Origin of the sequence: Phaeobacter sp. JH204B (genome assembly GCF_048055755.1) — a bacterium.
Classification (GTDB): domain Bacteria; phylum Pseudomonadota; class Alphaproteobacteria; order Rhodobacterales; family Rhodobacteraceae; genus Phaeobacter; species Phaeobacter bryozoorum.
This window is the reverse complement of sequence record NZ_JAYMXF010000007.1, coordinates 45,706-68,739: the sequence shown is the minus strand read 5'-3', so window position 1 is coordinate 68,739 and position 23,034 is coordinate 45,706. Positions and strand designations below refer to the sequence as shown.

Below are 23,034 nucleotides of genomic sequence, written 5' to 3'. Positions count from 1 at the left end.
GCGGCTTAGCTGCGTTCGGCGTTCTGCTCGTCACGACGCTGGCGGACCAACTGATGTTTGGTGACCAGCGAGGCTGTGACAACGCCGACGGTAACAATGCCGATCATGATCGTCGAGAGCGCGTTGATCTCCGGGCTGACACCGAGCCGCACCGCAGAGAAGATCTTGATGGGCAAGGTTGTCGCCGCAGGGCCTGCGGTGAAGGAGGCAATCACCAGGTCGTCCAGCGACAGGGTAAAGGCCAGAAGCCAGCCTGAAATCACTGCGGGCGCGATGATCGGTAGCGTCACTAGGCGGAACGCCTCTGCCTGCGAACAGCCCAGATCCAGCGCGGCTTCCTCCAGCGATCGATCAAAGGTTACCAACCGCGAAGAGACCACGACCGAGACATAGCACATGGCAAAGGTCGTATGCGCGAGCACGATGGTCATAATCCCGCGGTCCAGCCCGATCCCGATGAACAGGAGAAGCAGCGAAAGGCCTGTGATTACCTCTGGCATCACCAATGGCGCGTAGATCATGCCGGAAAACAGCGTACGCCCCAGGAACCGCCCGCCGCGCACCAGCACATAGGCGGCCATGGTGCCAAGGACCGTCGCGATGCTGGAGGAGATAACGGCTACCTTCAGCGTGACCAATGCCGCACTGAGGAATGCCTCGTTGTGCAGCAGTTCACCATACCATTTGACAGAGAACCCGGCCCAGACGGTAACCAGCTTGCTTTCGTTGAAGCTGTAGGCGATCAGGATGACCATCGGGATATACAGAAACGCAAATCCCAGCGTCAGCGAAACGGTGTTGAACCAGCTCAGTCGGGTCATTGTTCCGCCTCCTGTTGTTTCTGCTGGTTGCGCTGGAACAGCACGATCGGCACGATCAGGATCAATAGCAGCACAACTGCCACCGCAGAGGCCACTGGCCAGTCACGGTTGGAGAAGAACTCTTCCCACAGAACCTTGCCGATCATCAGTGTGTCCGACCCCCCCAGCAGTGACGGGATCACGAATTCGCCCAGCGTCGGAATAAAGACCAGGAAGCAGCCCGCAATGATGCCGGCGCGCGACAGCGGGATGGTGACCAACCAGAAGGCCTGCGTACGTGAGCAGCCCAGATCCTCGGCAGCCTCGATGAGCGATCCGTCCAGCCGCTCCAGTGCCGAGTATATCGGCAAAATCATGAACGGCAGGTAGGTGTAGACGATGCCGATATAGACCGCGGTATTGGTGTTCAAAATGGTGAGCGGCGTGTCGATGATCCCAAGCCAGATCAGAAACTGGTTCAACAGCCCCTCATTCGACAGGATGCCCATCCAGGCATAAACGCGGATCAGGAAGCTGGTCCAGAAGGGCAGGATCACCAACATCATCAGCGTCGGACGCCATTCAGACGGGGCGCGGGCCATGCCATAGGCCATGGGGTAGCCGACCAGCAGGGTCAGCACAGTTGAGATTACAGCGATCCGAAGCGAGCTGAGATAGGCTTTCCAATAGAGGTCGTCTTCTGTCAGCCAGACGAAATTCTCAAAATCCAGATCCGCAATAAAGGCGCCGATACCAGTGACCCAGTCGAACTGCGGCATATAAGGCGGGCGCGCGACGGCGGCGTCCGACAGGGCGATCTTGAACACGATGGCAAAGGGCACAAGGAACAGCGCCAGAAGCCAGGCGTAAGGGATGGCAATCAGGATAAAGCGGCGCATCAGTTCGCCAGTAGGACACCGGCAGTGGCTGTCCAGGACAGCCAGACCGGGTCTTCCCAGGTAAAGGCGCGCCGGGCGATACGGCGGGTATTTGCGGTCTGAGCTTTGATCACCGCACCAGATGGCAGTTCGACATGGTAGGTCGAGATATTGCCGAGATATGCTATATCGAGAATACGGCCCTGCACGCTATTGTCGGCCTCGGCGGGACGATCCGCACTGATCGTGACCTTCTCCGGGCGGATCGCCAGATGGCAGGCTTGGCCATCAGAGAATGTCGCCTGGCTTTTCACCGTCAGCGGGGCGGCGCCATCTTTCCAGCTGACCGCATATTCATCGGGGCCCGTGGGCGAAGCGGTGCCGTCGATGATGTTCACATCGCCAATGAAATCAGCCACGTAAAGCGAATTTGGCGTTTCGTAGATACGATCAGGAGTGGCAACCTGGACGATCTGGCCATTGTCCATCACCGCCACGCGGGAGGCGACCGTCATCGCCTCTTCCTGATCGTGGGTGACAATAACAAAGGTGGTGCCAGTCTTTTCCTGAATGTCCATCAGTTCGAACTGGGTGTCCTGGCGCAGCTTCTTGTCGAGCGCGCCGAGAGGTTCATCCAGCAAGAGAAGTTTGGGTGCTTTGGCCAGCGATCTTGCCAAGGCCACCCGCTGCCGTTGACCGCCGGAGATCTGGTGCGGCTTGCGCCGCGCGAATTTCTCCAGCCGGGTCAGGCGCAGCATTTCCTGTACCCGCTCGGCGATATCATGTTTGGGCTTGTTCTCGCGCTTCAGTCCAAAGGCGATATTGTCCCAGACGCTCAGATGCGGGAATAGCGCATAGGACTGGAACATCATGTTGACCAGACGCTTGTTCGGCGGGACCGGTGCAATATCCTGACCCGACAGGAAAATTTTGCCTTCGGTTGGCGTTTCAAACCCTGCCAGCATCCGCATCATCGTGGTCTTGCCGCAGCCCGAGGGGCCAAGCAAGGCAAAGAACTCTTTCTCGTAGATCCCAAGCGTCAGATCGTCGATCGCGGTGAACTCACCAAAGCGCTTGGTAACATTCTGGAATTGGATCAGGGGCTTAGCCTCTGGATCGTTCCAGGGTTCAAAAACAGGAATAGTCACGCTGGCCCCCAATGTATGACGCAAGTGGCGGAACGGGCATGGAACAGCTGCCGACGTTCCCGCAGGAAAAAGCGCGGGGCATATCCGATGCCCCGCGCGTCAATCAATCTCGGGTCAGGTCCCAGATTTGATCTTGGTCCACATACGCGTCGCCGTACGCTGCAATTTGGGCGGATAGGCTTCTTTGATGTAGAGGTTTTTCAGGGTGTCATCGTTCGGATAGATCGCGGGGTCGTTGATCACATCCTCTTCGAGGAACTCCTGGCTCGCCTTGTTGCCATTGGCATAATAGACGTAGTTGGATGCCGCAGCCATGTTCTCGGCTTCCATAATGAAGTTCAGGAACTTGTGAGCCCCGTCGGGGTTAGGGGCGTCCACCGGGATCGCCATCTGGTCGAACCACATCAGTGCGCCTTCCTTGGGCGCGTTGAAGACGATTTCGACACCGTTTTCGGCCTCGTCGGCACGATCGCGCGCCTGCAGGATATCGCCGGACCAGCCAAAGGCCACGCAGATGTCACCATTTGCCAGTGCGTTGATGTACTCTGAGCTGTGGAATTTCTTCACATAGGGGCGGATCGCCATCAGCACGGGTTCGGCCTTGGCAACCACATCGGGGTCCATGCTATTGGGATCTTCACCGATATATTGCAGGGCGGCCGGGATCATCTCGTCCGGGGCATCCAGAATGTACACGCCACATTCGGCCAGCTTTTCCATGTTGGCAGGGTTGAACACCAGATCGAGCGAGTCGATCGGTGCATCCGCGCCCAGAGCCTCTTCGACCTTTGCGGTGTTTGCACCGATCCCAGTCGTGCCCCACATGTAGTTGATGGAATAGAGGTTGTCCGGATCATAGCGTGCTGTACGCTCCTTGATCACGTCCCACATGTTGCCTGCGTTCGACAGCTTGTCGGTATCCAGTTTCTGGAACGCGCCAGCCTGAATCTGACGCGCCAGGAACGAGCCGGTCGGAACGACTACATCGTAACCGGAGCCGCCGGCCAGCATCTTGGTTTCCAGCAACTCGTTGCTGTCGAAGACGTCGTAGATAAGTTCGATGCCGGTCTCGGCTTCGAATTTCTCCAGCAAGGCTTCGTCAATATAGTCGGACCAGTTGTAAACGCGAACTTCTTCGGCGACGGCGGCCGCACTGCTCAGCGCCACGATGGCTGTCAATGTCATCGTCTTGAGTGTCATGAGTATCTCCCTGTGCGTGCCGGTTTCCGTGCCCGGCTGATAAGGATTTGATCAAGTTTTGCCTCATTCGGCAATACTGTTTATGTTTTCACTTGGGGAAACTTGGTGCAAGCTGCCCAAAATTTAGGAGGAATTCAGAAGGTGAACCTGAGCCAACCAGCCGCATCATCCGGCAGTCAGCCCACTGTCAAACTGCCCGCCCATGAAACCGTCTACCAGACCTTGCGCGGGCAAATTCTGTTTGGCGATCTGGCGCCGGGGCAGGCGGTCACCATCCAGGGTCTGGTCGAGTCGTTGGGGGCCGGGATGACCCCGGTACGCGAAGCCATCCGCCGACTGATCTCTGATGGCGCGCTGGTGTTTCAGGGAAATCGCCGTGTGTCTGTGCCGATGTTGCGTGAAAGTGACCTGAACGAGCTGATTTATGCAAGAAAAACAATAGAGTGTCAACTTGCTCGGTTGGCAACCACGCGTGTATCTGCGGATGATATCACCGCGCTGGAGGCCATCGACACAGCTCTGGATCAGGCTATTTCGGCAGGAGACGTCACTGGCTATCTGGTGCAGAACTACCGGTTCCACACGCGGCTTTATGCATATGCCGATGCGCCTATCCTGACAGATCTGGCGGATCGGCTTTGGCTGCGCTTCGGTCCATCGTTGCGCGTGGTCTGTGGACGGCTCGGCACGCAGAGCTTTCCCGACCGGCACAAGGACATCCTCGAGGCCCTGCATCGTCAGGACGCAGATCTGGCGGCGCTGGCCATGGAGCGGGACGTCGCTCAGGGGATGGATCAGGTAAGTCAGGGGCTGAATCAGTCGAGCTGATTCGATTGACACGCTAGAATTTGATCATATTCTGGGCGCAATCTCTTCCTTCAGGAGTCTGCCCCATGACTGCGATTACAAATCACCTGCCCACGGCCGAGCTTCAGGCGCTGGATGCGGCCCATCACATGCACCCCTTCACCGCAAACGGTGAGCTGGCGGAAAAAGGCGCGCGGATCATCACGCGCGCCACCGGCGTCACGCTGACAGATAGCGAGGGCAACCAGATACTGGATGCCATGGCCGGCCTGTGGTGTGTCAACATTGGCTATGGACGGGACGAGTTGGCAGATGTCGCCGCCCGCCAGATGCGCGAGCTGCCGTACTACAACACATTCTTTCAGACCACACACACGCCCGCGATCGCGCTGGCGGCGAAAATCGCCGAACTGGCGCCCGAGGGGCTGAACCATGTGTTCTTCGCCGGGTCTGGTTCAGAAGCCAATGACACCAATATTCGCATGGTCCGCCATTATTGGGCGATGAAGGGCAAGCCGACAAAATCGGTGATCATCAGCCGCAAGAACGGGTATCATGGCTCCTCCGTTGGCAGCGGCAGCCTGGGCGGTATGACTGCGATGCACGAACAGGGCGGCCTGCCGATCCCGGATATCCATCATATCAATCAGCCCAACTGGTGGGCCGAAGGCGGCGATATGGCGGTAGAGGAGTTTGGTCTCGCGCGCGCTCAGGAGCTGGAACAGGCGATTCTTGAGTTGGGCGAAGACCGGGTCGCGGCCTTTATCGCCGAACCGGTTCAGGGCGCCGGCGGTGTCATTGTTCCGCCTGCAACCTACTGGCCCGAGATCCAGCGGATCTGCGACAAATATGAAATCCTGCTGATCGCTGATGAGGTGATCTGCGGCTTCGGGCGTACCGGCAATTGGTTTGGAAGCCAGACCATGGGCATTCGCCCCGATATCATGACCATCGCCAAGGGGCTATCGTCCGGCTATGCGCCGATTGGCGGATCTATTGTCAGCGACGAGATTGCAGCCGTGATTGGATCCGGTGAATTCAATCATGGCTACACCTATTCGGGCCATCCGGTTGCCGCCGCGGTGGCGCTGGAGAACCTGCGCATTCTCGAGGAGGAGAACATCATCGACAATGTGCGTGATGTTGTGGCGCCTTATCTCAAGGAGCAATGGGAGGCGCTCGTCGATCATCCGCTGGTGGGCGAAGCCAAGATTGTCGGCATGATGGGATCGATTGCACTGACCCCGAACAAGGCGACGCGCGCGGCCTTTGCCGCTGAAACCGGAACTGTCGGCTACATCTGCCGGGAGCGGTGCTTTGCCAATAATCTGGTGATGCGCCACGTTGGTGATCGGATGATCATCTCGCCGCCGCTGATCATCACACCCGAAGAGATTGATACGCTCATCGCGCGGGCGCGCCAGTCGCTCGATGAATGTTATGCAGCGCTGAAAGAGCGAGACTTGCTGCACAGCGCGTGACGCGGGCTGAAGCTGTTTGACCAAGGCGTCGGTTCCGGTCGGGAGCCGGCGCCTTTGCTATTTCCGCGAATCTTTGTGGCTCGGTTAAAGCTGCTCGGTTAAATTCGGTTATTTGAGTGTTTCCGGTAACGGGCGTTTGCGATCAATCAAGGCGTGTACACATAGAGTTTTTATCTGAATTGCAATCGAAATCCTGTCGCTTTTCGAACCTTGTTCGTCGCAATACGTACCGTTGTCGGCGTTATCGGCCCTAAGGTAAACTACAGAGATGATCCGGACGATCCGGTTGCACACCAACACTCGTGTGTGCTTACATCACGACAGAAGTGCAGAGCTAATCTGCCGAACCAAACCAGGGAGCCTCACTTGGCTGATGCGTCAAACACGAGCGCGTTCGTTGAATTCGAACGCGTGCAGAAGAGTTATGACGGCGAGAACCTCGTTGTCAAAGATCTAAACCTCACCATGCCGAAAGGCGAATTTCTGACCATGTTGGGCCCGTCCGGTTCGGGCAAAACGACCTGCTTGATGATGTTGGCGGGTTTTGAGACAGCGACCCATGGTGATATTCGGCTTGGTGGCGTCTCAATCAACAACATTCCGCCTCATAAACGCGGCATCGGAATGGTGTTCCAGAACTACGCGCTTTTCCCTCACATGACCATTGCCGAAAATCTGAGCTTCCCGCTGGAAGTCCGCAACATGGGCAAGTCTGAGCGTGAGCAGAAGGTGAAGCGCGCGCTTGACATGGTCGAGATGGGCGCCTTTGGCGGCCGCCGTCCGGCCCAGTTGTCCGGTGGTCAGCAGCAGCGTGTTGCCTTGGCGCGTGCGCTTGTGTTTGAACCCGAACTGGTGCTGATGGACGAACCTCTGGGCGCGCTGGACAAGCAGCTGCGCGAGAAGATGCAGTTCGAGATCACCCATCTTGCACATCAGTTGGGCATCACCACCGTTTACGTGACCCACGACCAGACCGAAGCGCTGACCATGTCGGATCGCGTGGCAGTGTTCAACGATGGTCGTATTCAGCAGCTGGCGCCGCCGGATGAGCTGTACGAAGAGCCGGCCAACAGTTTCGTTGCCCAGTTTATCGGTGAGAACAACACGCTGGAAGGCACGGTCAAAGAGGTCAACAATGGCATCGCGCTGGTACAATTGGACGATGGCGAATTGATTGACTGCAAGCCGATCAACGTCTCCAAACCTGGTGAGCGGACCCGCGTGTCGATCCGGCCCGAACGTGTTGAGTACAACAAGGACCGGATGCAGGAAGGCGCCCATACGCTCAAGGCTGAAGTGCTTGAGTTTATCTACATGGGCGACATCTTCCGCACCCGTCTGCGCGTCGCCGGAAATGATGAGTTCATCATCAAGACCCGCAACGCACCCGATCAGGTACGGTTGAAGCCCGGCCAGCAGATCGAAATCGGCTGGTTGCCTGAAGATTGCCGCGCGCTGGACGCCTGACGTCCGCGCGCGCCCGAACCTCCGGCAGCGAACGACCGGCGGACAATCCAGATAAATAACGATTTCAACAAGGAGTAGAGTGTCTATGAAACTCACCAAACTGACTGCCCTGGCAGCCACTACGGCACTGTGTGCGCCGATGGCGATGGCTGCTGACATGGCCAACGAGATGACCATCGTGTCCTGGGGCGGCGCCTATCAGGAAAGCCAGCTGAAGGCCTATGTGGTTCCTTATCAGGAAATGCACCCCGATCTGAAAGTGATCTGGGATGAAAGCTCGGCCGAGGCGACCGCAAAAATGCGCGCCATGACCGAAGCGGGCAATGTCACCTGGGATCTGGTCGACGTTGTTGCTTCTGATGCGATGCGTATGTGTGACGAAGGTCTCGCCGCCGAGCTGAACCACGACGAAGATTTGGCTGCGGCGCCCGATGGCACACCCGCAACCGAAGACTTCGGCGATCTGATCGTCAGCGACTGCTTCGTGCCGCAGATCGTTTATTCGACCACCTTCGGGTACCGTATGGACAAGGTTGGTGACACGCCGCCGAGCTCCATCTGCGATGTCTTCGACACTGCGAAATATCCGGGCAAGCGCGCCCTTCAGAAGCGTCCGATCGACAACGTCGAGTGGGCCCTCTACTGCGACGGCGTTGCCAAGGATGAGATCTACGACGTGCTGAGCACCGACGAAGGTGTGGAGCGTGCCCTGGCCAAGCTCGACACAATCAAGGATCAGGTCGTTTGGTGGACTGCTGGTGCGGAAACGCCGCAGCTGCTGGCAGATGGCGAAGTGGTGATGGGCTCGACCTTTAACGGTCGTCTGTTCTCGGCAATTGCTGAGCAGAACCAGCCGATCGAAATGCTCTGGGATATGCAGTCTTTCGACCTGGATGGCTGGATCGTTCCGGCTGATCTGCCCGAAGACCGCAAGGCTCGTGTGATGGACTTCCTGAAGTTCGCAACCGACACCCAGCGTCTGGCAGATCAGGCCAAGTTCATCTCCTATGGTCCGGCGCGCGCCTCCTCTGCGCCGCTGGTTGGCAAACACGCCATTCTGGGTATCGACATGGCACCGCATATGCCGACCGATCCGGCGAACTCCGGCAACGTTCATGTCTATGACTACGAATGGTGGGCAGACAACCGCGACGATCTGGACGCGAAATTCCAGGCGTGGCTCGCCAAGTAATCTGTCCGCGAACAGATACTGACATTATCGGGAAGGGGCTGTGTGCCTGGCGCGCAGCCCTTTCTCCACCAACAAAAAATTCCGACGGGGGCTCCTACCCATGAGCGATACCACCCACACCGGACCGGTCTTGGCCGCCGATGGCACGCCGCTGAAGCGTAGCCTGGCCCGAGCTCTCCGGATGCAGAAAATTCGCGCCCTGATGCTGATCGCGCCGCTTCTGCTGTTTGTTCTTCTGACCTTCATTCTCCCGATTGCTGATATGCTGTTCCGCTCGGTTGAGAATAGGATCGTCTCTGACACCCTGCCCAAGACCGTTGTCGCGCTTCAGGATTGGGATGCAAACTCCGGGCAAGCTCCGGATGAGGCTGTGTTTGCCGCATTGGCTGCCGACCTTCAGGTCGCCGCCGAGGAGAAAACCCATACGCGCGTCGGCTCGCGCCTGAACTACGAAAACCCCGGCATTTCCTCGCTGTTCCGCAAGGCCGGGCGCAAGGTCAAGCGTTGGGATCTGGCTCAGGATGGTCCGTTCAAGGAGCAGTTCTTCAAGATTGACAAGGACTGGACCGACCCGGAGGTCTGGCGCACTATCCAGACTTACTCTGGGGCCTATACCAACGGTTATTTTCTGAATGCGGCTGATTTCCAGAAAGGCGCAGAAGGGGCAGAGCTGCGACCCGAGAACGAGCGGATCTATGGAACATTGTTCCTGCGGACACTGATCATGTCGTTGGCGATTACGGTGAGCTGCATCATACTTGGATATCCGGTGGCCTGGATCCTGGCGAATTTGCCGTCAAGATCCGCAAACCTGCTGATGATCCTGGTGTTGCTGCCGTTCTGGACGTCGCTTCTGGTACGAACATCGGCCTGGAAGGTCATGCTGCAGCAGCAGGGCGTCATCAATGACACGCTGGTCTGGCTGGGACTGGTCGCAGATGATGCGCGCCTTGTGATGATCAACAACCAGTTCGGTACGATCGTGGCGATGACCCACATTCTGCTGCCGTTCATGATCCTGCCGATGTATTCGGTGATGCAGACGATCAATCCGTCCTATCTGCGCGCTGCCAAGTCTCTTGGCGCCACCAACTGGACGGCGTTCTGGCGGGTCTACTTCCCGCAGTCTGTGCCGGGTATCGGTGCGGGTTCGATCCTCGTCTTCATTCTGGCGATTGGCTACTACATCACGCCGGAGCTGGTCGGCGGCACCAAAGGTGTCTTCATCTCGAACCGGATCGCTTTCCACATCTCGCAGTCGCTCAACTGGGGCCTTGCGGCCGCGCTTGGCACTATTCTGCTGGTCGTCGTACTCGCGCTCTACTGGGCCTATGACAAGATTGTCGGTATCGACAACGTGAAACTGGGATAAGACACATGGCTTTGACACCTGTTGAAAACCAAACTCCTGGTTTCGTGGCGATGGTCGCTGCGGCGGCCGGCGCCTTCTTCGGCCTGTTTGTCGGCACTGCGCAGGGCTCTGGCCTTCTGGGGGTACTGATCGGCGCTGCTCTTGTTGGCGGGCTGGGCTTTGTCTTGGCGGGGCTTCGCGATCAGGAGCGGCTGATCCGATGGATCCTGATCGCAGCCTTTGCCATCGCAGGCTTTGTAATGGGCGGGCTGCCCTCGGCCGTCATCGGTATACTGTTCGGTGCCTTTGTCGGCTGGTTCATCTTCTGGCTCTCGACGTCACGCTACCGTGTGCATCTGGCGCCATATCTCACACCTGGCCAGGTGCTTTGGCACTATACGTTTCGGGTAATCTGCGGGGCGGTCTTCGTTTTTCTGATCACGCCGATCCTTGTGGTGATGCCACTGTCGTTCAACGCTCAGGATTTCTTCACCTTCACGCCGGAGATGCTGCAATTCGATCCCGAAGGCTATTCGCTGAAGCACTATCGTGACTTCTTCACCAATGCCGACTGGCAGCAGGCGATGTGGAACTCCATCAAGATCGCGCCGATGGCGACCATTCTGTCGGTGGGTTTCGGTACGCTGGCCGCCATTGGCCTCAGCCAGCCGCATGTGCCCTTCCGTCGGGCAATTATGGCGATCCTGATTTCGCCGATGATCGTGCCGCTGATCATCTCGGCTGCCGGGATGTATTTCTTCTACAGCCGGATTGGTCTGCAGGGGACATACTTTGGTGTGGTTCTGGCGCATGCAGCCCTTGGCATTCCGTTTGTGATCATTACCGTGACCGCCACTCTGGTTGGTTTCGACCGGTCTCTGACGCGTGCGGCTGCAAATATGGGGGCCGGTCCGGTCACCACCTTCTTCCGCGTGCAGATGCCGCTGATCCTGCCCGGCGTGATTTCTGGTGGTCTGTTTGCCTTCATCACCTCCTTTGATGAAGTTGTCGTTGTGCTCTTTGTCGGGTCTGCCGGGCAGAAAACCCTGCCCTGGCAGATGTTCACCGGCCTGCGCGAACAGATTTCGCCGACCATTCTGGCGGTTGCGACCATTCTGGTCGTGGTGTCGATCTGCCTGCTGACGGTGGTCGAGATGCTGCGTCGCCGGTCGGAGCGTCTGCGCGGCATGAGCCCGAGCTGATATCAGCGTCATCCAACAAAAAGGCCCCGGTGAGAACCGGGGCCTTTTTTGCGTTTCAGCGGATGCGGGGATCAGAGGCGTTCGATTGCGAGGGCGATACCCTGGCCGCCACCAATGCACATGGTGATGAGCCCCTTGGAGCCGCCGATCCGCTCCAGCTCGTAAAGTGTCTTCAGCGTGATGATCGCGCCAGTTGCGCCCACCGGATGGCCAAGCGCAATCGCGCCGCCATTCGGGTTTACCTTGGCCGGATCCAGTCCCAATTCCTTGTTCACGGCCAGCGCCTGCGCGGCAAAGGCTTCGTTCGATTCGATCACGTCAAAGTCGCTGGCGGAGAGCCCGGTTTTCTTCAGCAGGTTCTGCACAGCAGGCACCGGACCGATTCCCATCACTTCAGGGCGGACACCTGCATGGGCGTAGCCCAGAATACGGGCCTTGGGCTTCAGGCCAGCTTTCTGGGCAGCCTCAGCTGTGGCCATGACGATTGCGGCGGCACCATCGTTGATGCCGCTTGCGTTGCCAGCAGTGACACGGCCGTCCTTCTTGAACACCGGTTTCAGGCCGCCAAGTGTTTCCATTGTGCTGGCCTTGGGGTGTTCATCCACCTCAAAGGCCACCATGTCACGCTTCACCTTGACCTCGACCGGCGTGATCTGGCTGGCAAAATGCCCGGCCTCGATTGCCGCAGCGGCGCGGGTCTGGCTGGTCAGCGCAAATTCATCCATCTGGGCGCGCGTGATGTCATGCTCATCCGCGACGTTTTCTGCGGTCACCCCCATGTGACCGGTCCCAAAGGGGCAGTTCAAGGCGCCCAGCATCATGTCGAGCGCGCGGGCATCGCCCATTTTCTGCCCCCAGCGGGCGCTTGGTACGATGAAGGGGCTGCGCGACATGTTTTCGGCGCCACCGGTGAGGGCAAATTCCGCGTCGCCCAGCATCAGCGACTGGATGCCGGAGACAATCGCCTGTGCGCCTGAGCCGCAGAGGCGGTTCACGTTCATCGCAGGCGTACCGTTCGGAATGCCGGCCTGCATCGCAGCGACACGACTCAGGTACATGTCGCGCGGTTCGGTATTGATTACATGGCCAAAGACCACATTGCCGATCTGCCCCGGCTCAACGCCGGAACGTTCCATAGCGGCTTTGGATGCCACGGTTGCCAGATCAATTGGGGTGGTGCCCGCCAGCGATCCACCAAAGGTGCCGATGGCGGTACGGGCGCCATCCAGGATCACGATATCGGTCATGGTCTCTCTCCTCATGAGTTTCGCGCTGATTATGCAGATGCAGCATGGCCTGTCCTGCGAAACGTGCCGTCATAACAGTTTAGCCCTGATGCCGCTCCTGTTTGACAAATGGATTTCAAAGGCGCAGAGATTCCGCCATGACGGAAAATGTAGACGATATCCTGACGCTTCTGCCCGCCCGCCTGAAAGAGGCGCGTCGTGCCCAGGGCCTCAGCCTGGAGGCTGTGGCCAATCTCTCCGGTGTCAGCCGCTCCATGGTGAGCCAGATTGAACGCGGCGAGAGCTCACCAACGATTGCGACCCTGTGGAACCTGACGCGTGCGTTACAGGTGGATTTTGCGGGGCTGCTGGACAGTCAAGAGGCACAGGACCGGATCGAAGTCCTGCGCGATGGCGATGTCCCTTCCATTGAAAACATGGGGGAGGGCTGTCTGATCCGCATTCTTTCTCCACCTGAAGACGCCGGCGGCCACGAGGTCTACGATATCCGGCTCAAAGAAGGGGGCGCATTGAACAGCCAGCCTCATGGGCGCGGAACGGTCGAACACCTGACGGTTCTCGACGGGACTGTTGCGCTCTGTTCGGGCAGTGCGACCGAACGGTTGCACGCAGGGGATACCGCCCGCTATGCTGCAGATGTGACGCATTCCATCGCTGCACAGGACGGTCCGGCACGTCTGTTTCTGATCGTGAAGAATGCGTGATTGGCCAGAATAGGCGTGCCTTCCATTTTGACGGATTTTTGTCCACTATCTTGAAATCCCCTATTTCGGAAATTTATCCGCTATGCTAGAACTCCGACTCGAACGAGAAGGAGTTTCCGCATGTCTACTGATTTTCTGACCGACATCTCCAAGACCCTGGAAGAGATCAAAGCTGATGGTCTTTACAAGCGGGAACGAATGATCACCTCCCCTCAGGGGGGCGAGATCAGGGTTGGGGATGCGGCGGTCATCAACCTGTGTGCCAACAATTACCTTGGCCTTGCAGATCACCCCGACCTCATCGCTGCTGCGCGCGGCGTAATGGATGACAAAGGCTTCGGGATGGCTTCTGTCCGCTTCATCTGCGGCACTCAGGACATTCACCGGGAGCTGGAGCAGCGGCTGGCGAAGTTCCTCGGGAAAGATGATGCAATCCTGTTTGCTGCCTGTTTCGACGCCAATGGCGGGCTGTTCGAGCCGCTCTTGGGGCCGGAGGATGCGATCATTTCCGACAGCCTGAACCATGCCTCGATCATCGACGGTATCCGGCTGTGCAAGGCGAAGCGCTACCGCTACCTGAACAGCGATATGAACGATCTGGAGGCCTGGCTGAAACAGGCCCGGGAGGACGGCGCGCGGCATATCATGATCGCCACCGACGGCGTGTTCTCAATGGACGGTTATCTGGCGAAGCTGCCGGAGATCCGGGCGCTGGCGGACAAATACGATGCCATCGTGATGGTCGATGACTGCCATGCGACCGGCTTCATGGGCGCAACAGGCGCCGGCACGCCGGAGCATTTCGGAGTGGACGTGGATATCGTCACCGGGACATTGGGCAAAGCACTTGGGGGGGCCATCGGCGGTTACATCGCTGGGCCGCAGCCAGTGATCGACCTGCTGCGGCAGCGGGCGCGGCCCTATCTGTTCTCCAATTCGCTGCCGCCATCAATTGTTGCTGCCGGGCTGGAAGCGATCCGGCTGGTGGAGGAAGGTGACGGGCTGCGGGCGCAGCTGTTCGAGAATGCGAAATACTGGCGCGCGGGGCTGGAGAAACTGGGCTTTGATCTGCTGCCGGGTGAGCATCCGATCATCCCGGTGATGCTGGGCGAGGCGCGGCTGGCGCAGGATATGGCGGCGCGTCTGTTCGACGAGGGCGTCTATGTCTCCGGCTTCTTCTTCCCTGTGGTGCCGCGCGGCCAGGCGCGGATCCGCACTCAGATGAATGCGGCGCTGACACGGGATGAGCTGGACCGTGCATTGGCCGCCTTTGGCAAGGTGGGCAAGGAATTGGGGATCCTGTCATGAGCCGTCCGAACACGATGAAGGCGCTGGAAAAGAGCCATCCGCAGGAGGGTCTGTGGATGGTGCAGGCGCCGGTGCCGGAGATCGGCCCGGACGAGGTGCTGATCAAGGTGAAGAAAACCGGCATCTGCGGCACCGACATCCACATCTGGAACTGGGATGAATGGGCCGCCCACACCGTGCCGGTGCCGATGATCACCGGCCATGAGTTCGCGGGCGAGATTGTCGAGATCGGCCGCAATGTCACCGATCTGACGGTGGGGCAGCGCTGCTCCGGCGAGGGGCATCTGATCAAGACCGACTCGCGCCAGAGCCGGGCCGGCAAGTTCCACCTGGACCCGGGCACCCGCGGCATCGGGGTGAACGAGCAGGGGGCCTTTGCCCAGTACCTGAAACTGCCGACATTCAACGTGGTGCCGCTGCCAGATGACATTCCGGATGAGATCGGCGCCATCCTCGATCCGCTCGGGAATGCGGTGCATACCGCGCTGAGCTTTGACCTCTTGGGGGAGGATGTGCTGATTACCGGTGCGGGCCCCATCGGCATCATGGCGGCGGCGGTGGCGAAACATGCCGGCGCGCGGCATGTGGTGATCACCGATATCAACCCGGACCGGCTGGCGCTGGCAGAACATGTGGTGCCGACCGTGCGCGCGGTGAACGTGGCACAGGAAGACCTGCACGACGTGGTGCGGGAGCTGGGGTTGAAACAGGGGTTCGACGTTGGGCTGGAGATGTCCGGCAGCCAGGCGGCACTCGACCAAATGGTGGAGGCGCTGGTAATGGGCGGCAAGATTGCACTCCTGGGCATTCCGCCGGGCAAATCGCCGGTCGACTGGTCACGGATCGTGTTCAAGGCGATCACCATCAAAGGCGTCTACGGGCGCGAGATGTTCGAGACCTGGTACAAGATGATCGCAATGCTACAGAACGGGCTGGATGTGAGCCGGGTCATCACCCACCGGTTCGGCGTCGATGATTTCGCCGACGGCTTTGCGGCAATGAAATCCGGCTCCAGCGGCAAGGTGGTGCTGGACTGGACGTGATGTCGGGAAGAGGGGGCTTTGCCCCCTCGCGCCCCTGGCGCTCACCCCCAGGATATTTGAAGCCAGAAGATGGGCTTATGGGGTGAGGGCCTGTCGGCCTTTGCTGGTGAGCAACCAGACCAGGCCGGATTCGAAAACGGCTGTGCTGAGCGGTTTGCCGAAACCGGCGCCGCTGTCGAGGTTCACGCGATTGCCATAATGTGTAGCGCGCTCCACCGGAGTGTGACCGTGAACGATAAGCTTGGGGTGGGGGGCGCGTTCCTGATGAAAGGACTGGCGTATCCAGACCAGATCATTTTCGATCTGGTTTTCCAGCGCAACGCCAGGCCGGATTCCTGCGTGGACGAAAGCGAGATCGCTGGTTTGATGCATGGTTGTCAAACGTTTCAGAAAGGCGACATGGCTGTCGGGGACCGCGGCTCTCGCCTCGGCATGGACGTCGGCAAGACGGGTTCGCTCTGGGAAGGTCACTCCGTAGCTTTCGAGCGTTTCGAGACCACCGATACGGTCGTGCAACCAGTGATAGCCCACCAGCATATGCGGGTCGTGGCGCGGCGTATCCTCCATGAACCAGGCGAACATGCGGTCGTGATTGCCCAATAGGGTTATCCAGTTGCGACCGTCCTTTTGCCCGGTGATCAGGTGATCGATCACCCCCCGGCTGTCGGGGCCGCGATCAATGAAGTCGCCCAGGAAGACCACCGACGCATCGCGCCCGCCATCTGCCTCGATCAGGTCCAGAGCCTCTTCCAGCATCCCAAGCTGGCCGTGGATATCGCCGATTGCATATATTGGGGCGGTCATGGGACTCTCCTGCGGGATATTCATGGTGCCAAACGAGAAATGCGCCGCCTTCATAGCTCGGCGGCGCATTCATTGAAATCTCTGATAGGCTAGGGATCAGCTGAGATCAAACTGCAGCGGCTTGATCTGGTTGAAAAACTCGGTTTCCGCCAAGGCCGCGCGAGCCGCAGCCGGTACCGGTTCATCAACGTAGAGCAGTGCGATCGCCTCACCGCCGGCCTGCGAACGGCCAAGCGTGAAGTTGGCGATATTCACGCCCATATCGCCCAGAATGCGACCGAGGGTACCGATGATCCCGGGCACATCCTCGTTGGTGGTATAGAGCATATGCGCGCCCACCTCTGCGTCGATATTGATGCCCTTGATCTGGATGAAACGAGGTTTGCCATCCGAGAACACCGTCCCGGCCACCGAACGCTCACGCTTGCTGGTCACAACCGTGACCTTGATATAGCCGTCGAAGGCGCCGGATTTGTCCTGATTGGTGGTGGAAATCTGAATGCCACGTTCGCGGGCCACCACGGGCGCGGAGACCATGTTCACATCGGGATTGAGCTTCTTCATGATGCCCGCGACCACCGAGCAGTTCAGTGCCGCTAGGTTCATCTCGGCGGCCACGCCATCATAGAGGATGTTGATGGCCTGAATGGGTTCATCCGTCATCTGACCGATGAAGCCACCGAGATGCCCGGAAAGCGCGACCCATGGGCCCATCACGCGCGCCTCCTTGGCGGTCATCGAAGGCATGTTCAATGCGTTCTCAACCGCGCCGTCGAGCAGGTAATTCGACATCTGCTCGGCAACCTGAAGGGCAACGTTTTCCTGGGCTTCGCTGGTGGCTGCACCGAGATGGGGGGTGCAGACTACATTTGGCAGGCCAAACAACGGGTTGGTCATGGCCGGTTCTTCGGAGAAGACATCAAAAGCAGCACCGGCGACATGGCCTGAGGTCAGCAGCTCCGCCAGCGCCGCTTCATCCACCAGACCGCCACGGGCGCAGTTGATGATACGCACGCCTTTCTTGGTTTTGGCCAGGTTCTCCTTGGACAGGATATTCCGGGTCTGGTCGGTCAGCGGCACGTGTAGGGTGATGAAATCGGCGCGGGCGAGCAGCTCGTCCAGGTCAACCTTCTCAACACCCATCTTGTCAGCTTTCTCCTGGCTGAGAAACGGATCATAGGCGACCACTTTCATCTTCAGGCCGCGGGCGCGGTCGCAGACGATACCGCCAATGTTGCCGGCGCCGATCACGCCGAGGGTCTTGTTGGTCAGCTCAACGCCCATGAATTTGGATTTTTCCCATTTGCCGGCATGGGTGGAGGCCGAGGCCTCGGGGATCTGCCGGGCGACGGCGAACATCATGGCGATGGCGTGCTCCGCGGTGGTGATCATGTTGCCAAAGGGCGTGTTCATCACGATCACGCCCTTCTGAGAGGCGGCATCCTTGTCAATATTGTCCGTCCCGATGCCAGCGCGTGCGATCACCTTGAGATTGGTGGCATTGTCGAGGATTTTCTGGGTAACTTTCGTCGCGGAGCGGATCGCGAGACCGTCGTAATCGCCGATGATCGCGGCCAGCTTGTCCTTGTCTTTGCCAAGGTCCGGCTGGAAATCAACATCGATGCCGCGATCACGAAAGATCTGAACAGCGGCTTCAGAGAGTTTGTCGGAGATGAGAACTTTGGGAGCCATGAGTGGGGTCCTTCATGCGGGGGTCGGTCGGGCCGAATGTCTGGGTGAAACGCCTGTGTCGGCGGCAAGTCGTCTGATGCCTGCCCAGCTGGTGCGGGGCAGGCGCTTGGGGGTCAGGCTGCGGCGGATTGAGCCGCGATTTCAGCCTCAAACGCCCATTCAAGCCAGGGCAGCATGGCCTCGATATCAGAGGTTTCGACGGTGCCGCCGCACCAGATGCGCAGACCGGCAGGGGCATCCCGATAGGCGCCGATGTCCAGGGCGACATCTTCGTCTTCGAGACGTTTGGCAACAGCCTTGGCGAAGGCAGCACCATCTGCAATGCGCGCATCGGTGAACTTCAGGCAAACCGATGTATTGGAGCGGGTGGCAGGGTCGGCTGCCAGATTCGCAAGCCATGGCTTGGCGGCGCAGAAATTGAAGATTGCCTGTGCATTGGCGTTGGCGCGGGCCTTTAGCCCGTCAAGGCCGCCGACGGACCGCGCCCAGTCCAGCGCGAGAAGATAATCCTCAACGGCGAGCATCGAGGGAGTGTTGATGGTCGCGCCTTTGAAAATACCGTCTATCAGCTTGCCGCCCTTGGTCAGGCGGAAAATCTTCGGCAGAGGCCAGGCGGGAGTGTAGCTTTCCAGTCGTTCAACCGCGCGGGGGCTGAGGATGATCATGCCGTGCGCCGCTTCGCCGCCCAGCACCTTCTGCCAGGAGAAGGTTGTCACATCCAGTTTGTCCCAAGGCAGATCCTGCGCGAAGGCGGCGGAGGTGGCGTCACAGATTGTGAGGCCCTCGCGATCAGCGCGGATCCAGTCGCCGTTTGGGACGCGCACACCGGAGGTGGTGCCATTCCAGGTGAAAACGACGTCCTTGGTGAAATCGACTGTGGCCAGATCAACCAGCTCACCATAGTCAGCGGTCTTGACGGTGGCGTCCAGCTTCAGCTGTTTCACCACATCGGTCACCCATCCTGCGCCAAAGCTCTCCCAGGCCAGCATTTCGGTTCCGCGGGCACCCAGCAGGTTCCAGATTGCCATCTCGACCGCACCGGTGTCAGAAGCAGGAACGATCCCGATCTTATAGTCCGCCGGTACGCCGAGAATTTCGCGCGTGCCTTCGATCGCGGCCAGCAGCTTGTCCTTGCCGACAGCGGCACGGTGGCTGCGTCCCAGAGGAGCGCCAGCAAGCTTGGTCAGATCAAATGCGGGGGGTTTGGCACAGGGGCCGGAGGAGAAACGCGGATTGGCAGGTCGCGCGGTAGGTTCGTGCACGGTTGCGTGCAACGCCGGTTCTTCAATAGCCATAATGCTATCCTTCCAGATAAGCGCCTCTCGTTGGGGAGAGGTGTCCCGCCCTCAGAGCTAGTGTGCTGCAGCGCGGCACGCAATAGAAATTTCGGAAAAATGCGGCTGTTCATCTGTTTTTTGCGACATGAATTTCCACCATCGGAAACTTAGAATTTCCACCGGAAAATATTTGCGCACGGAATCTTCTTGTGATTCAATGGTGAGGCCCACCGGCGTTTCATGTGTAATCTTGTCGGATTAGCAGCCCTTCTTGGGCTTTGAGCGTCGGTGCGGCTTCACCGGAACAGTCTTGGGTCCCGGCTTTTTAGTCGTCCGTACAGTTCGCGTTACCGTCTTGCACGATTTAGCCATTAGCATCACCTCCTTTCTGGAGCAGGCGCTACCAGATCTAGTGTGCCGACGGGCCTCAATCACATCATCAGTGAGTCGCACACAATAAATCAAGCAAAAAGAGTCGCTTAGTCCTTATATTCAGTCGCGTTTTGGCATATTGCCCGCTTCAACCAGTTAAGGAGCCTGCCGATGTACACCGCCACCCTGCTTTGCAATCCCGCCAACCCGTTGCTGGAGCCCGCGCTGATCGAATCGCTGCGCAATGCCTGGGGCGGTGATGAGGCGGTGTGGCTGGCGCTAGGGGCCGCGGCCGAGTTTCCGCTGAAACAGATGCCGGACAACCGCTGGGACGTTTGGGCGGATCTGCAGGATCTCGGCGTGGATCTGGTGATCCAGCCGACAGCGGGGCGCCGGAAGAAGATGCTGCTGGCGGATATGGACTCCACCATGATCCAGCAGGAGTGCATTGACGAACTGGCCGAAGAGGCCGGTGTGGGTGCGCAGGTGAAGGAGATCACGGCGCGGGCCATGAACGGTGAGCTGGATTTCGACGGTGCCCTGCGGGAGCGTGTCGCGCTGCTGAAAGGTTTGCCCGTCGCGGTGATTGATCAGGTTCTGGATCGCCGTATCACGCTGATGCCGGGCGGCCCCACGCTGCTGGCAACGATGAAGGCCGATGGAGCCTATGCCGCCCTGGTGTCTGGTGGTTTTACCGCCTTTACCGAATGCGTTTCGGATCGGTTGGGTTTTGATGAGAACCGGGCAAACACGCTGCTTGTGGCGGATGGCGTCCTCAGCGGTGAGGTCGGTCTGCCGATCCTGGGGCGGGCCGCAAAGGTCGACGCGCTAGAGCAGATCACTGCGCGTCTGGGATTGACCGAGGCGGATGTCATGGCGGTTGGCGATGGTGCGAATGATCTTGGCATGTTGGGGCGTGCCGGGGCCGGTGTAGCACTCCATGCCAAACCATCGGTTGCCGCAGAATGCGACATTCGTATCAACCACGGTGACCTGACGGCGCTTCTTTATATTCAGGGCTATGCCCTGAGCGATTTCAAAGGCTGACATTATGTTCGAGGTAGGGTTTGAAGTCCTGCTGCTGTTGCTGGCAGCAGGGTTTGCGGCTGGGTTCATTGATGCCATAGCCGGTGGCGGCGGGTTGATCACGGTGCCAGTTTTGCTCTTGGCTGGGGCCAACCCAATCACCGCCCTTGCCACCAACAAGATTCAGGGATTGTTCGGGGCGGCCACCGCTGCCCTCAGCTATGCGCGCGGCGGTCACGTCGATTTGCGCGGGCAGGCTGGATCTGCGCTGATTGCAGGTATTGCGTCAATCTGCGGCGCGCTGTTGATTTCGGTGCTGCCGACGACGTGGATCCGGTGGATCCTGCCGCTGTTGCTGATCGGAATTGCCGTGTTCTTTGCCACCAAGAAGGGGCTTGATGACAGCGATCGGGCGCGGCGCCTGTCGCCAGCGATATTTGCTGCCACCATCGTGCCGCTCTGCGGTTTCTACGACGGATTGCTGGGGCCGGGTGCTGGCAGCTTCTACATGCTTGGTTTTGTGTCTCTGGCCGGGCTTGGCATCCTGCGTGCGACGGCACATACGAAACTATTGAATTTCGCGTCCAATGCCGGAGCACTGCTGGCCTTTGCTTTTGTTGCGACGCCATGGTGGGGCGTTGGCTTGGCGATGGGTATCGCGCAGATCGCCGGTGCCCGGGTCGGTGCCGGGTTGGCGCAGAAGCAGGGCGCTCGCATGATCAAGCCATTGCTGGTTCTGACCTCAGTTGTTCTGGCGCTGCGGCTGCTGTGGGACATGCTGTGATCTTCTGAACGTCGGCGTCAACGCGGCAAGACGGATCACAACACTGCTGCGATAGAATTTAACCTATCCATTAATTAACTCATGTGTTAATATTGGGTATGACTCCATTACTCAAATCATTCTCCGCCCTCTCTGACGGCACGCGTATGGCCATCATCGAACAGCTGATGGAACACGGAGAACTGCCAGCCGGTGATCTGGTGCGGGGATCGGGCATCACTGCGCCGGCGATCTCGCGCCATCTCAAGGTATTGCGTGAGGCTGGATTGGTGGCGCAGCGCGCCGATGGGACACGCCGATTGTATTCAGCGCGGCCTGAGGGACTGAAGCTGATCGCAGACTGGACCCTGTCGCGGCAATCGTTCTGGCAAAGCAGCCTCGATCGGCTGGAAGCAGCACTAAGGGAGGAAATGGAATGACGGATTTGCGCTTGGAACGCGAATTCCAGGTGTCGCCGGACTGGCTGTTTGCCTGGATCAGCGATACCGAGAAGCTCCTGCAATGGTGGGGACCAGAGGGGCTGACCGTGCCTGAGCATACGCTGAATTTCCATCAGGAGGGGCCGTGGTCCACGGTCATGATGAATGCCGATGGAGACCGTTATCATGTCTCAGGTGTGGTCACCCATGTGCGTCCGCCGCAGTCGATCGGATTTACCTGGGCGTGGCACGACGAAGCAGGCGCGCGCGGGCACGAAAGCCATGTCACCCTCACCGTTGAAGCTATTGAGACGGGTGCTCGGCTGATTGTTGATCATCGGGATCTGGACAACTCGGAGATGGCCGAAAACCACCGGGTCGGATGGGAATCGTCTCTGCGAAAACTGGTGTCCAAGCTCCCGTGATTGCGGGCTTGCGACAATGAGAAGCTGTTTTAACGAAGACCTAAACAGGGGAGGAGTACCCAATGCCACAGTTCATTTTTGCATATCACGGCGGCAAGACACCGGAGACACCGGAAGAGGGCGCCAAGGTCATGGATGCCTGGAAAACCTGGATGGGCGGGATGGGAGACGCGCTTGTCGTGCCGGGGAATCCTGTCGGCATGTCAAAGACGGTTCAGAAGTCTGGCGTCGCGGACAACGGTGGTGCCAATCCGCTCTCCGGCTATTCCGTGGTCGAAGCGGTCGACATAGATGCCGCCTGTAAAATGGCCAATGGCTGCCCGATGGTGACCAGCGGTGATGGTTCTGTTGAGGTCGCCGAAATCATCGAAATGTGACCACATATAGCTGTCTTGGAACACGCCTTT

22 protein-coding genes are annotated in these 23,034 nt (G+C 58.9%); 14 read left to right on the top strand and 8 right to left on the bottom strand.

Annotated elements, in window-relative coordinates:
- Positions 1-5: 5 nt before the first annotated feature.
- The 4 genes from VXL81_RS02535 to VXL81_RS02520 all read right to left on the bottom strand — a co-directional run bounded on the left by VXL81_RS02535 (position 6) and on the right by VXL81_RS02520 (position 4,026).
- The gene (locus VXL81_RS02535) at positions 6-821 is read right to left on the bottom strand and encodes an ABC transporter permease (protein ID WP_416537719.1); all 816 of its coding nucleotides are present in this window, start codon (positions 819-821) and stop codon (positions 6-8) included.
- Entirely contained in the window at positions 818-1,699 is an 882-nt protein-coding gene (locus VXL81_RS02530; protein WP_416539857.1) for an ABC transporter permease subunit, read from the bottom strand. The genes VXL81_RS02535 and VXL81_RS02530 overlap by 4 nt, the downstream gene beginning before the upstream one ends.
- Entirely contained in the window at positions 1,699-2,826 is a 1,128-nt protein-coding gene (locus VXL81_RS02525) for an ABC transporter ATP-binding protein (RefSeq protein WP_340547184.1), read from the bottom strand. The genes VXL81_RS02530 and VXL81_RS02525 overlap by 1 nt, the downstream gene beginning before the upstream one ends.
- Before the next feature lie 114 nt (positions 2,827-2,940).
- The gene (locus VXL81_RS02520; protein ID WP_340547185.1) at positions 2,941-4,026 is read right to left on the bottom strand and encodes a polyamine ABC transporter substrate-binding protein; all 1,086 of its coding nucleotides are present in this window, start codon (positions 4,024-4,026) and stop codon (positions 2,941-2,943) included.
- A 141-nt stretch (positions 4,027-4,167) separates the two neighbouring features.
- Here VXL81_RS02520 and VXL81_RS02515 point away from each other — a divergent pair, with 141 nt between their 5' ends.
- The 6 genes from VXL81_RS02515 (at position 4,168) to VXL81_RS02490 (ending at position 11,526) form a co-directional block, all read left to right on the top strand.
- Positions 4,168-4,854 (top strand): GntR family transcriptional regulator, encoded by a 687-nt coding sequence (locus VXL81_RS02515; protein ID WP_416552817.1) that lies wholly within the window; start codon positions 4,168-4,170, stop codon positions 4,852-4,854.
- A gap of 65 nt (positions 4,855-4,919) precedes the next feature.
- Positions 4,920-6,314 carry an aspartate aminotransferase family protein gene (locus tag VXL81_RS02510; protein WP_340547187.1) on the top strand — a complete coding sequence of 465 codons (1,395 nt, stop codon included), beginning with the start codon at positions 4,920-4,922 and terminating at the stop codon, positions 6,312-6,314.
- A 366-nt stretch (positions 6,315-6,680) separates the two neighbouring features.
- Positions 6,681-7,781 (top strand): ABC transporter ATP-binding protein, encoded by a 1,101-nt coding sequence (locus VXL81_RS02505; RefSeq protein WP_416534309.1) that lies wholly within the window; start codon positions 6,681-6,683, stop codon positions 7,779-7,781.
- Between the two features lie 85 nt (positions 7,782-7,866).
- Entirely contained in the window at positions 7,867-8,973 is a 1,107-nt protein-coding gene (locus tag VXL81_RS02500; RefSeq protein WP_340547189.1) for an extracellular solute-binding protein, read from the top strand.
- Between the two features lie 100 nt (positions 8,974-9,073).
- Positions 9,074-10,345, top strand: a complete 1,272-nt coding sequence (locus VXL81_RS02495; protein WP_340547190.1) for an ABC transporter permease — start codon at positions 9,074-9,076, stop codon at positions 10,343-10,345.
- Between the two features lie 5 nt (positions 10,346-10,350).
- Entirely contained in the window at positions 10,351-11,526 is a 1,176-nt protein-coding gene (locus tag VXL81_RS02490) for an ABC transporter permease (RefSeq protein WP_340547191.1), read from the top strand.
- 71 nt (positions 11,527-11,597) lie between these two features.
- On the opposite strand, the gene VXL81_RS02485 is transcribed toward VXL81_RS02490, so the two are convergent.
- Positions 11,598-12,773: an acetyl-CoA C-acyltransferase family protein gene (locus VXL81_RS02485; RefSeq protein ID WP_416539855.1), complete on the bottom strand. Its 1,176-nt coding sequence runs from the start codon at positions 12,771-12,773 to the stop codon at positions 11,598-11,600.
- Between the two features lie 137 nt (positions 12,774-12,910).
- Here VXL81_RS02485 and VXL81_RS02480 point away from each other — a divergent pair, with 137 nt between their 5' ends.
- The 3 genes from VXL81_RS02480 to tdh all read left to right on the top strand — a co-directional run bounded on the left by VXL81_RS02480 (position 12,911) and on the right by tdh (position 15,828).
- Positions 12,911-13,477 (top strand): helix-turn-helix domain-containing protein, encoded by a 567-nt coding sequence (locus VXL81_RS02480; protein ID WP_340547193.1) that lies wholly within the window; start codon positions 12,911-12,913, stop codon positions 13,475-13,477.
- 120 nt (positions 13,478-13,597) lie between these two features.
- Entirely contained in the window at positions 13,598-14,785 is a 1,188-nt protein-coding gene (locus VXL81_RS02475; protein WP_416552815.1) for a glycine C-acetyltransferase, read from the top strand.
- Between the two features lie 14 nt (positions 14,786-14,799).
- Positions 14,800-15,828 (top strand): L-threonine 3-dehydrogenase, encoded by a 1,029-nt coding sequence (gene tdh / locus VXL81_RS02470; protein ID WP_416552936.1) that lies wholly within the window; start codon positions 14,800-14,802, stop codon positions 15,826-15,828.
- A gap of 75 nt (positions 15,829-15,903) precedes the next feature.
- Here the strand turns inward: tdh and VXL81_RS02465 are convergent, their stop codons facing one another.
- From VXL81_RS02465 to VXL81_RS02455, 3 genes are all read right to left on the bottom strand, one after another.
- Positions 15,904-16,632, bottom strand: coding sequence for a metallophosphoesterase family protein (locus VXL81_RS02465; protein WP_416534306.1), 729 nt, complete (start codon positions 16,630-16,632; stop codon positions 15,904-15,906).
- 96 nt (positions 16,633-16,728) lie between these two features.
- Entirely contained in the window at positions 16,729-18,324 is a 1,596-nt protein-coding gene (serA, locus tag VXL81_RS02460; protein WP_416552813.1) for a phosphoglycerate dehydrogenase, read from the bottom strand.
- A gap of 113 nt (positions 18,325-18,437) precedes the next feature.
- A complete protein-coding gene (locus VXL81_RS02455) occupies positions 18,438-19,619 on the bottom strand; it encodes a phosphoserine transaminase (protein WP_416552811.1) in 1,182 nt (393 codons plus the stop codon).
- A 525-nt stretch (positions 19,620-20,144) separates the two neighbouring features.
- Here VXL81_RS02455 and serB point away from each other — a divergent pair.
- The 5 genes from serB (at position 20,145) to VXL81_RS02430 (ending at position 23,004) form a co-directional block, all read left to right on the top strand.
- Positions 20,145-21,020 carry a phosphoserine phosphatase SerB gene (gene serB / locus VXL81_RS02450; RefSeq protein WP_416552809.1) on the top strand — a complete coding sequence of 292 codons (876 nt, stop codon included), beginning with the start codon at positions 20,145-20,147 and terminating at the stop codon, positions 21,018-21,020.
- A 4-nt stretch (positions 21,021-21,024) separates the two neighbouring features.
- Entirely contained in the window at positions 21,025-21,783 is a 759-nt protein-coding gene (locus VXL81_RS02445) for a TSUP family transporter (protein ID WP_416538108.1), read from the top strand.
- A 98-nt stretch (positions 21,784-21,881) separates the two neighbouring features.
- A complete protein-coding gene (locus tag VXL81_RS02440; protein WP_340547200.1) occupies positions 21,882-22,202 on the top strand; it encodes an ArsR/SmtB family transcription factor in 321 nt (106 codons plus the stop codon).
- Complete coding sequence (locus VXL81_RS02435) at positions 22,199-22,627, top strand: SRPBCC family protein (RefSeq protein ID WP_416552807.1); 429 nt, start codon at positions 22,199-22,201, stop codon at positions 22,625-22,627. The genes VXL81_RS02440 and VXL81_RS02435 overlap by 4 nt, the downstream gene beginning before the upstream one ends.
- Before the next feature lie 62 nt (positions 22,628-22,689).
- Positions 22,690-23,004, top strand: coding sequence for a hypothetical protein (locus VXL81_RS02430; RefSeq protein WP_340547202.1), 315 nt, complete (start codon positions 22,690-22,692; stop codon positions 23,002-23,004).
- Positions 23,005-23,034 lie beyond the last annotated feature (30 nt).

What these genes read in the sequence shown, in the direction of transcription:
- VXL81_RS02535 (WP_416537719.1), bottom strand. Translation starts at nt 821, where the DNA reads ATGACCCGACTGAGCTGGTTCAACACCGTTTCGCTGACGCTGGGATTT.
- VXL81_RS02530 (WP_416539857.1), bottom strand. Translation starts at nt 1,699, where the DNA reads ATGCGCCGCTTTATCCTGATTGCCATCCCTTACGCCTGGCTTCTGGCG.
- VXL81_RS02520 (WP_340547185.1), bottom strand. Translation starts at nt 4,026, where the DNA reads ATGACACTCAAGACGATGACATTGACAGCCATCGTGGCGCTGAGCAGT.
- VXL81_RS02510 (WP_340547187.1), top strand. Translation starts at nt 4,920, where the DNA reads ATGACTGCGATTACAAATCACCTGCCCACGGCCGAGCTTCAGGCGCTG.
- VXL81_RS02500 (WP_340547189.1), top strand. Translation starts at nt 7,867, where the DNA reads ATGAAACTCACCAAACTGACTGCCCTGGCAGCCACTACGGCACTGTGT.
- VXL81_RS02495 (WP_340547190.1), top strand. Translation starts at nt 9,074, where the DNA reads ATGAGCGATACCACCCACACCGGACCGGTCTTGGCCGCCGATGGCACG.
- VXL81_RS02490 (WP_340547191.1), top strand. Translation starts at nt 10,351, where the DNA reads ATGGCTTTGACACCTGTTGAAAACCAAACTCCTGGTTTCGTGGCGATG.
- VXL81_RS02485 (WP_416539855.1), bottom strand. Translation starts at nt 12,773, where the DNA reads ATGACCGATATCGTGATCCTGGATGGCGCCCGTACCGCCATCGGCACC.
- VXL81_RS02480 (WP_340547193.1), top strand. Translation starts at nt 12,911, where the DNA reads ATGACGGAAAATGTAGACGATATCCTGACGCTTCTGCCCGCCCGCCTG.
- VXL81_RS02475 (WP_416552815.1), top strand. Translation starts at nt 13,598, where the DNA reads ATGTCTACTGATTTTCTGACCGACATCTCCAAGACCCTGGAAGAGATC.
- tdh (WP_416552936.1), top strand. Translation starts at nt 14,800, where the DNA reads ATGAAGGCGCTGGAAAAGAGCCATCCGCAGGAGGGTCTGTGGATGGTG.
- VXL81_RS02465 (WP_416534306.1), bottom strand. Translation starts at nt 16,632, where the DNA reads ATGACCGCCCCAATATATGCAATCGGCGATATCCACGGCCAGCTTGGG.
- serA (WP_416552813.1), bottom strand. Translation starts at nt 18,324, where the DNA reads ATGGCTCCCAAAGTTCTCATCTCCGACAAACTCTCTGAAGCCGCTGTT.
- VXL81_RS02455 (WP_416552811.1), bottom strand. Translation starts at nt 19,619, where the DNA reads ATGGCTATTGAAGAACCGGCGTTGCACGCAACCGTGCACGAACCTACC.
- serB (WP_416552809.1), top strand. Translation starts at nt 20,145, where the DNA reads ATGTACACCGCCACCCTGCTTTGCAATCCCGCCAACCCGTTGCTGGAG.
- VXL81_RS02445 (WP_416538108.1), top strand. Translation starts at nt 21,025, where the DNA reads ATGTTCGAGGTAGGGTTTGAAGTCCTGCTGCTGTTGCTGGCAGCAGGG.
- VXL81_RS02440 (WP_340547200.1), top strand. Translation starts at nt 21,882, where the DNA reads ATGACTCCATTACTCAAATCATTCTCCGCCCTCTCTGACGGCACGCGT.
- VXL81_RS02435 (WP_416552807.1), top strand. Translation starts at nt 22,199, where the DNA reads ATGACGGATTTGCGCTTGGAACGCGAATTCCAGGTGTCGCCGGACTGG.
- VXL81_RS02430 (WP_340547202.1), top strand. Translation starts at nt 22,690, where the DNA reads ATGCCACAGTTCATTTTTGCATATCACGGCGGCAAGACACCGGAGACA.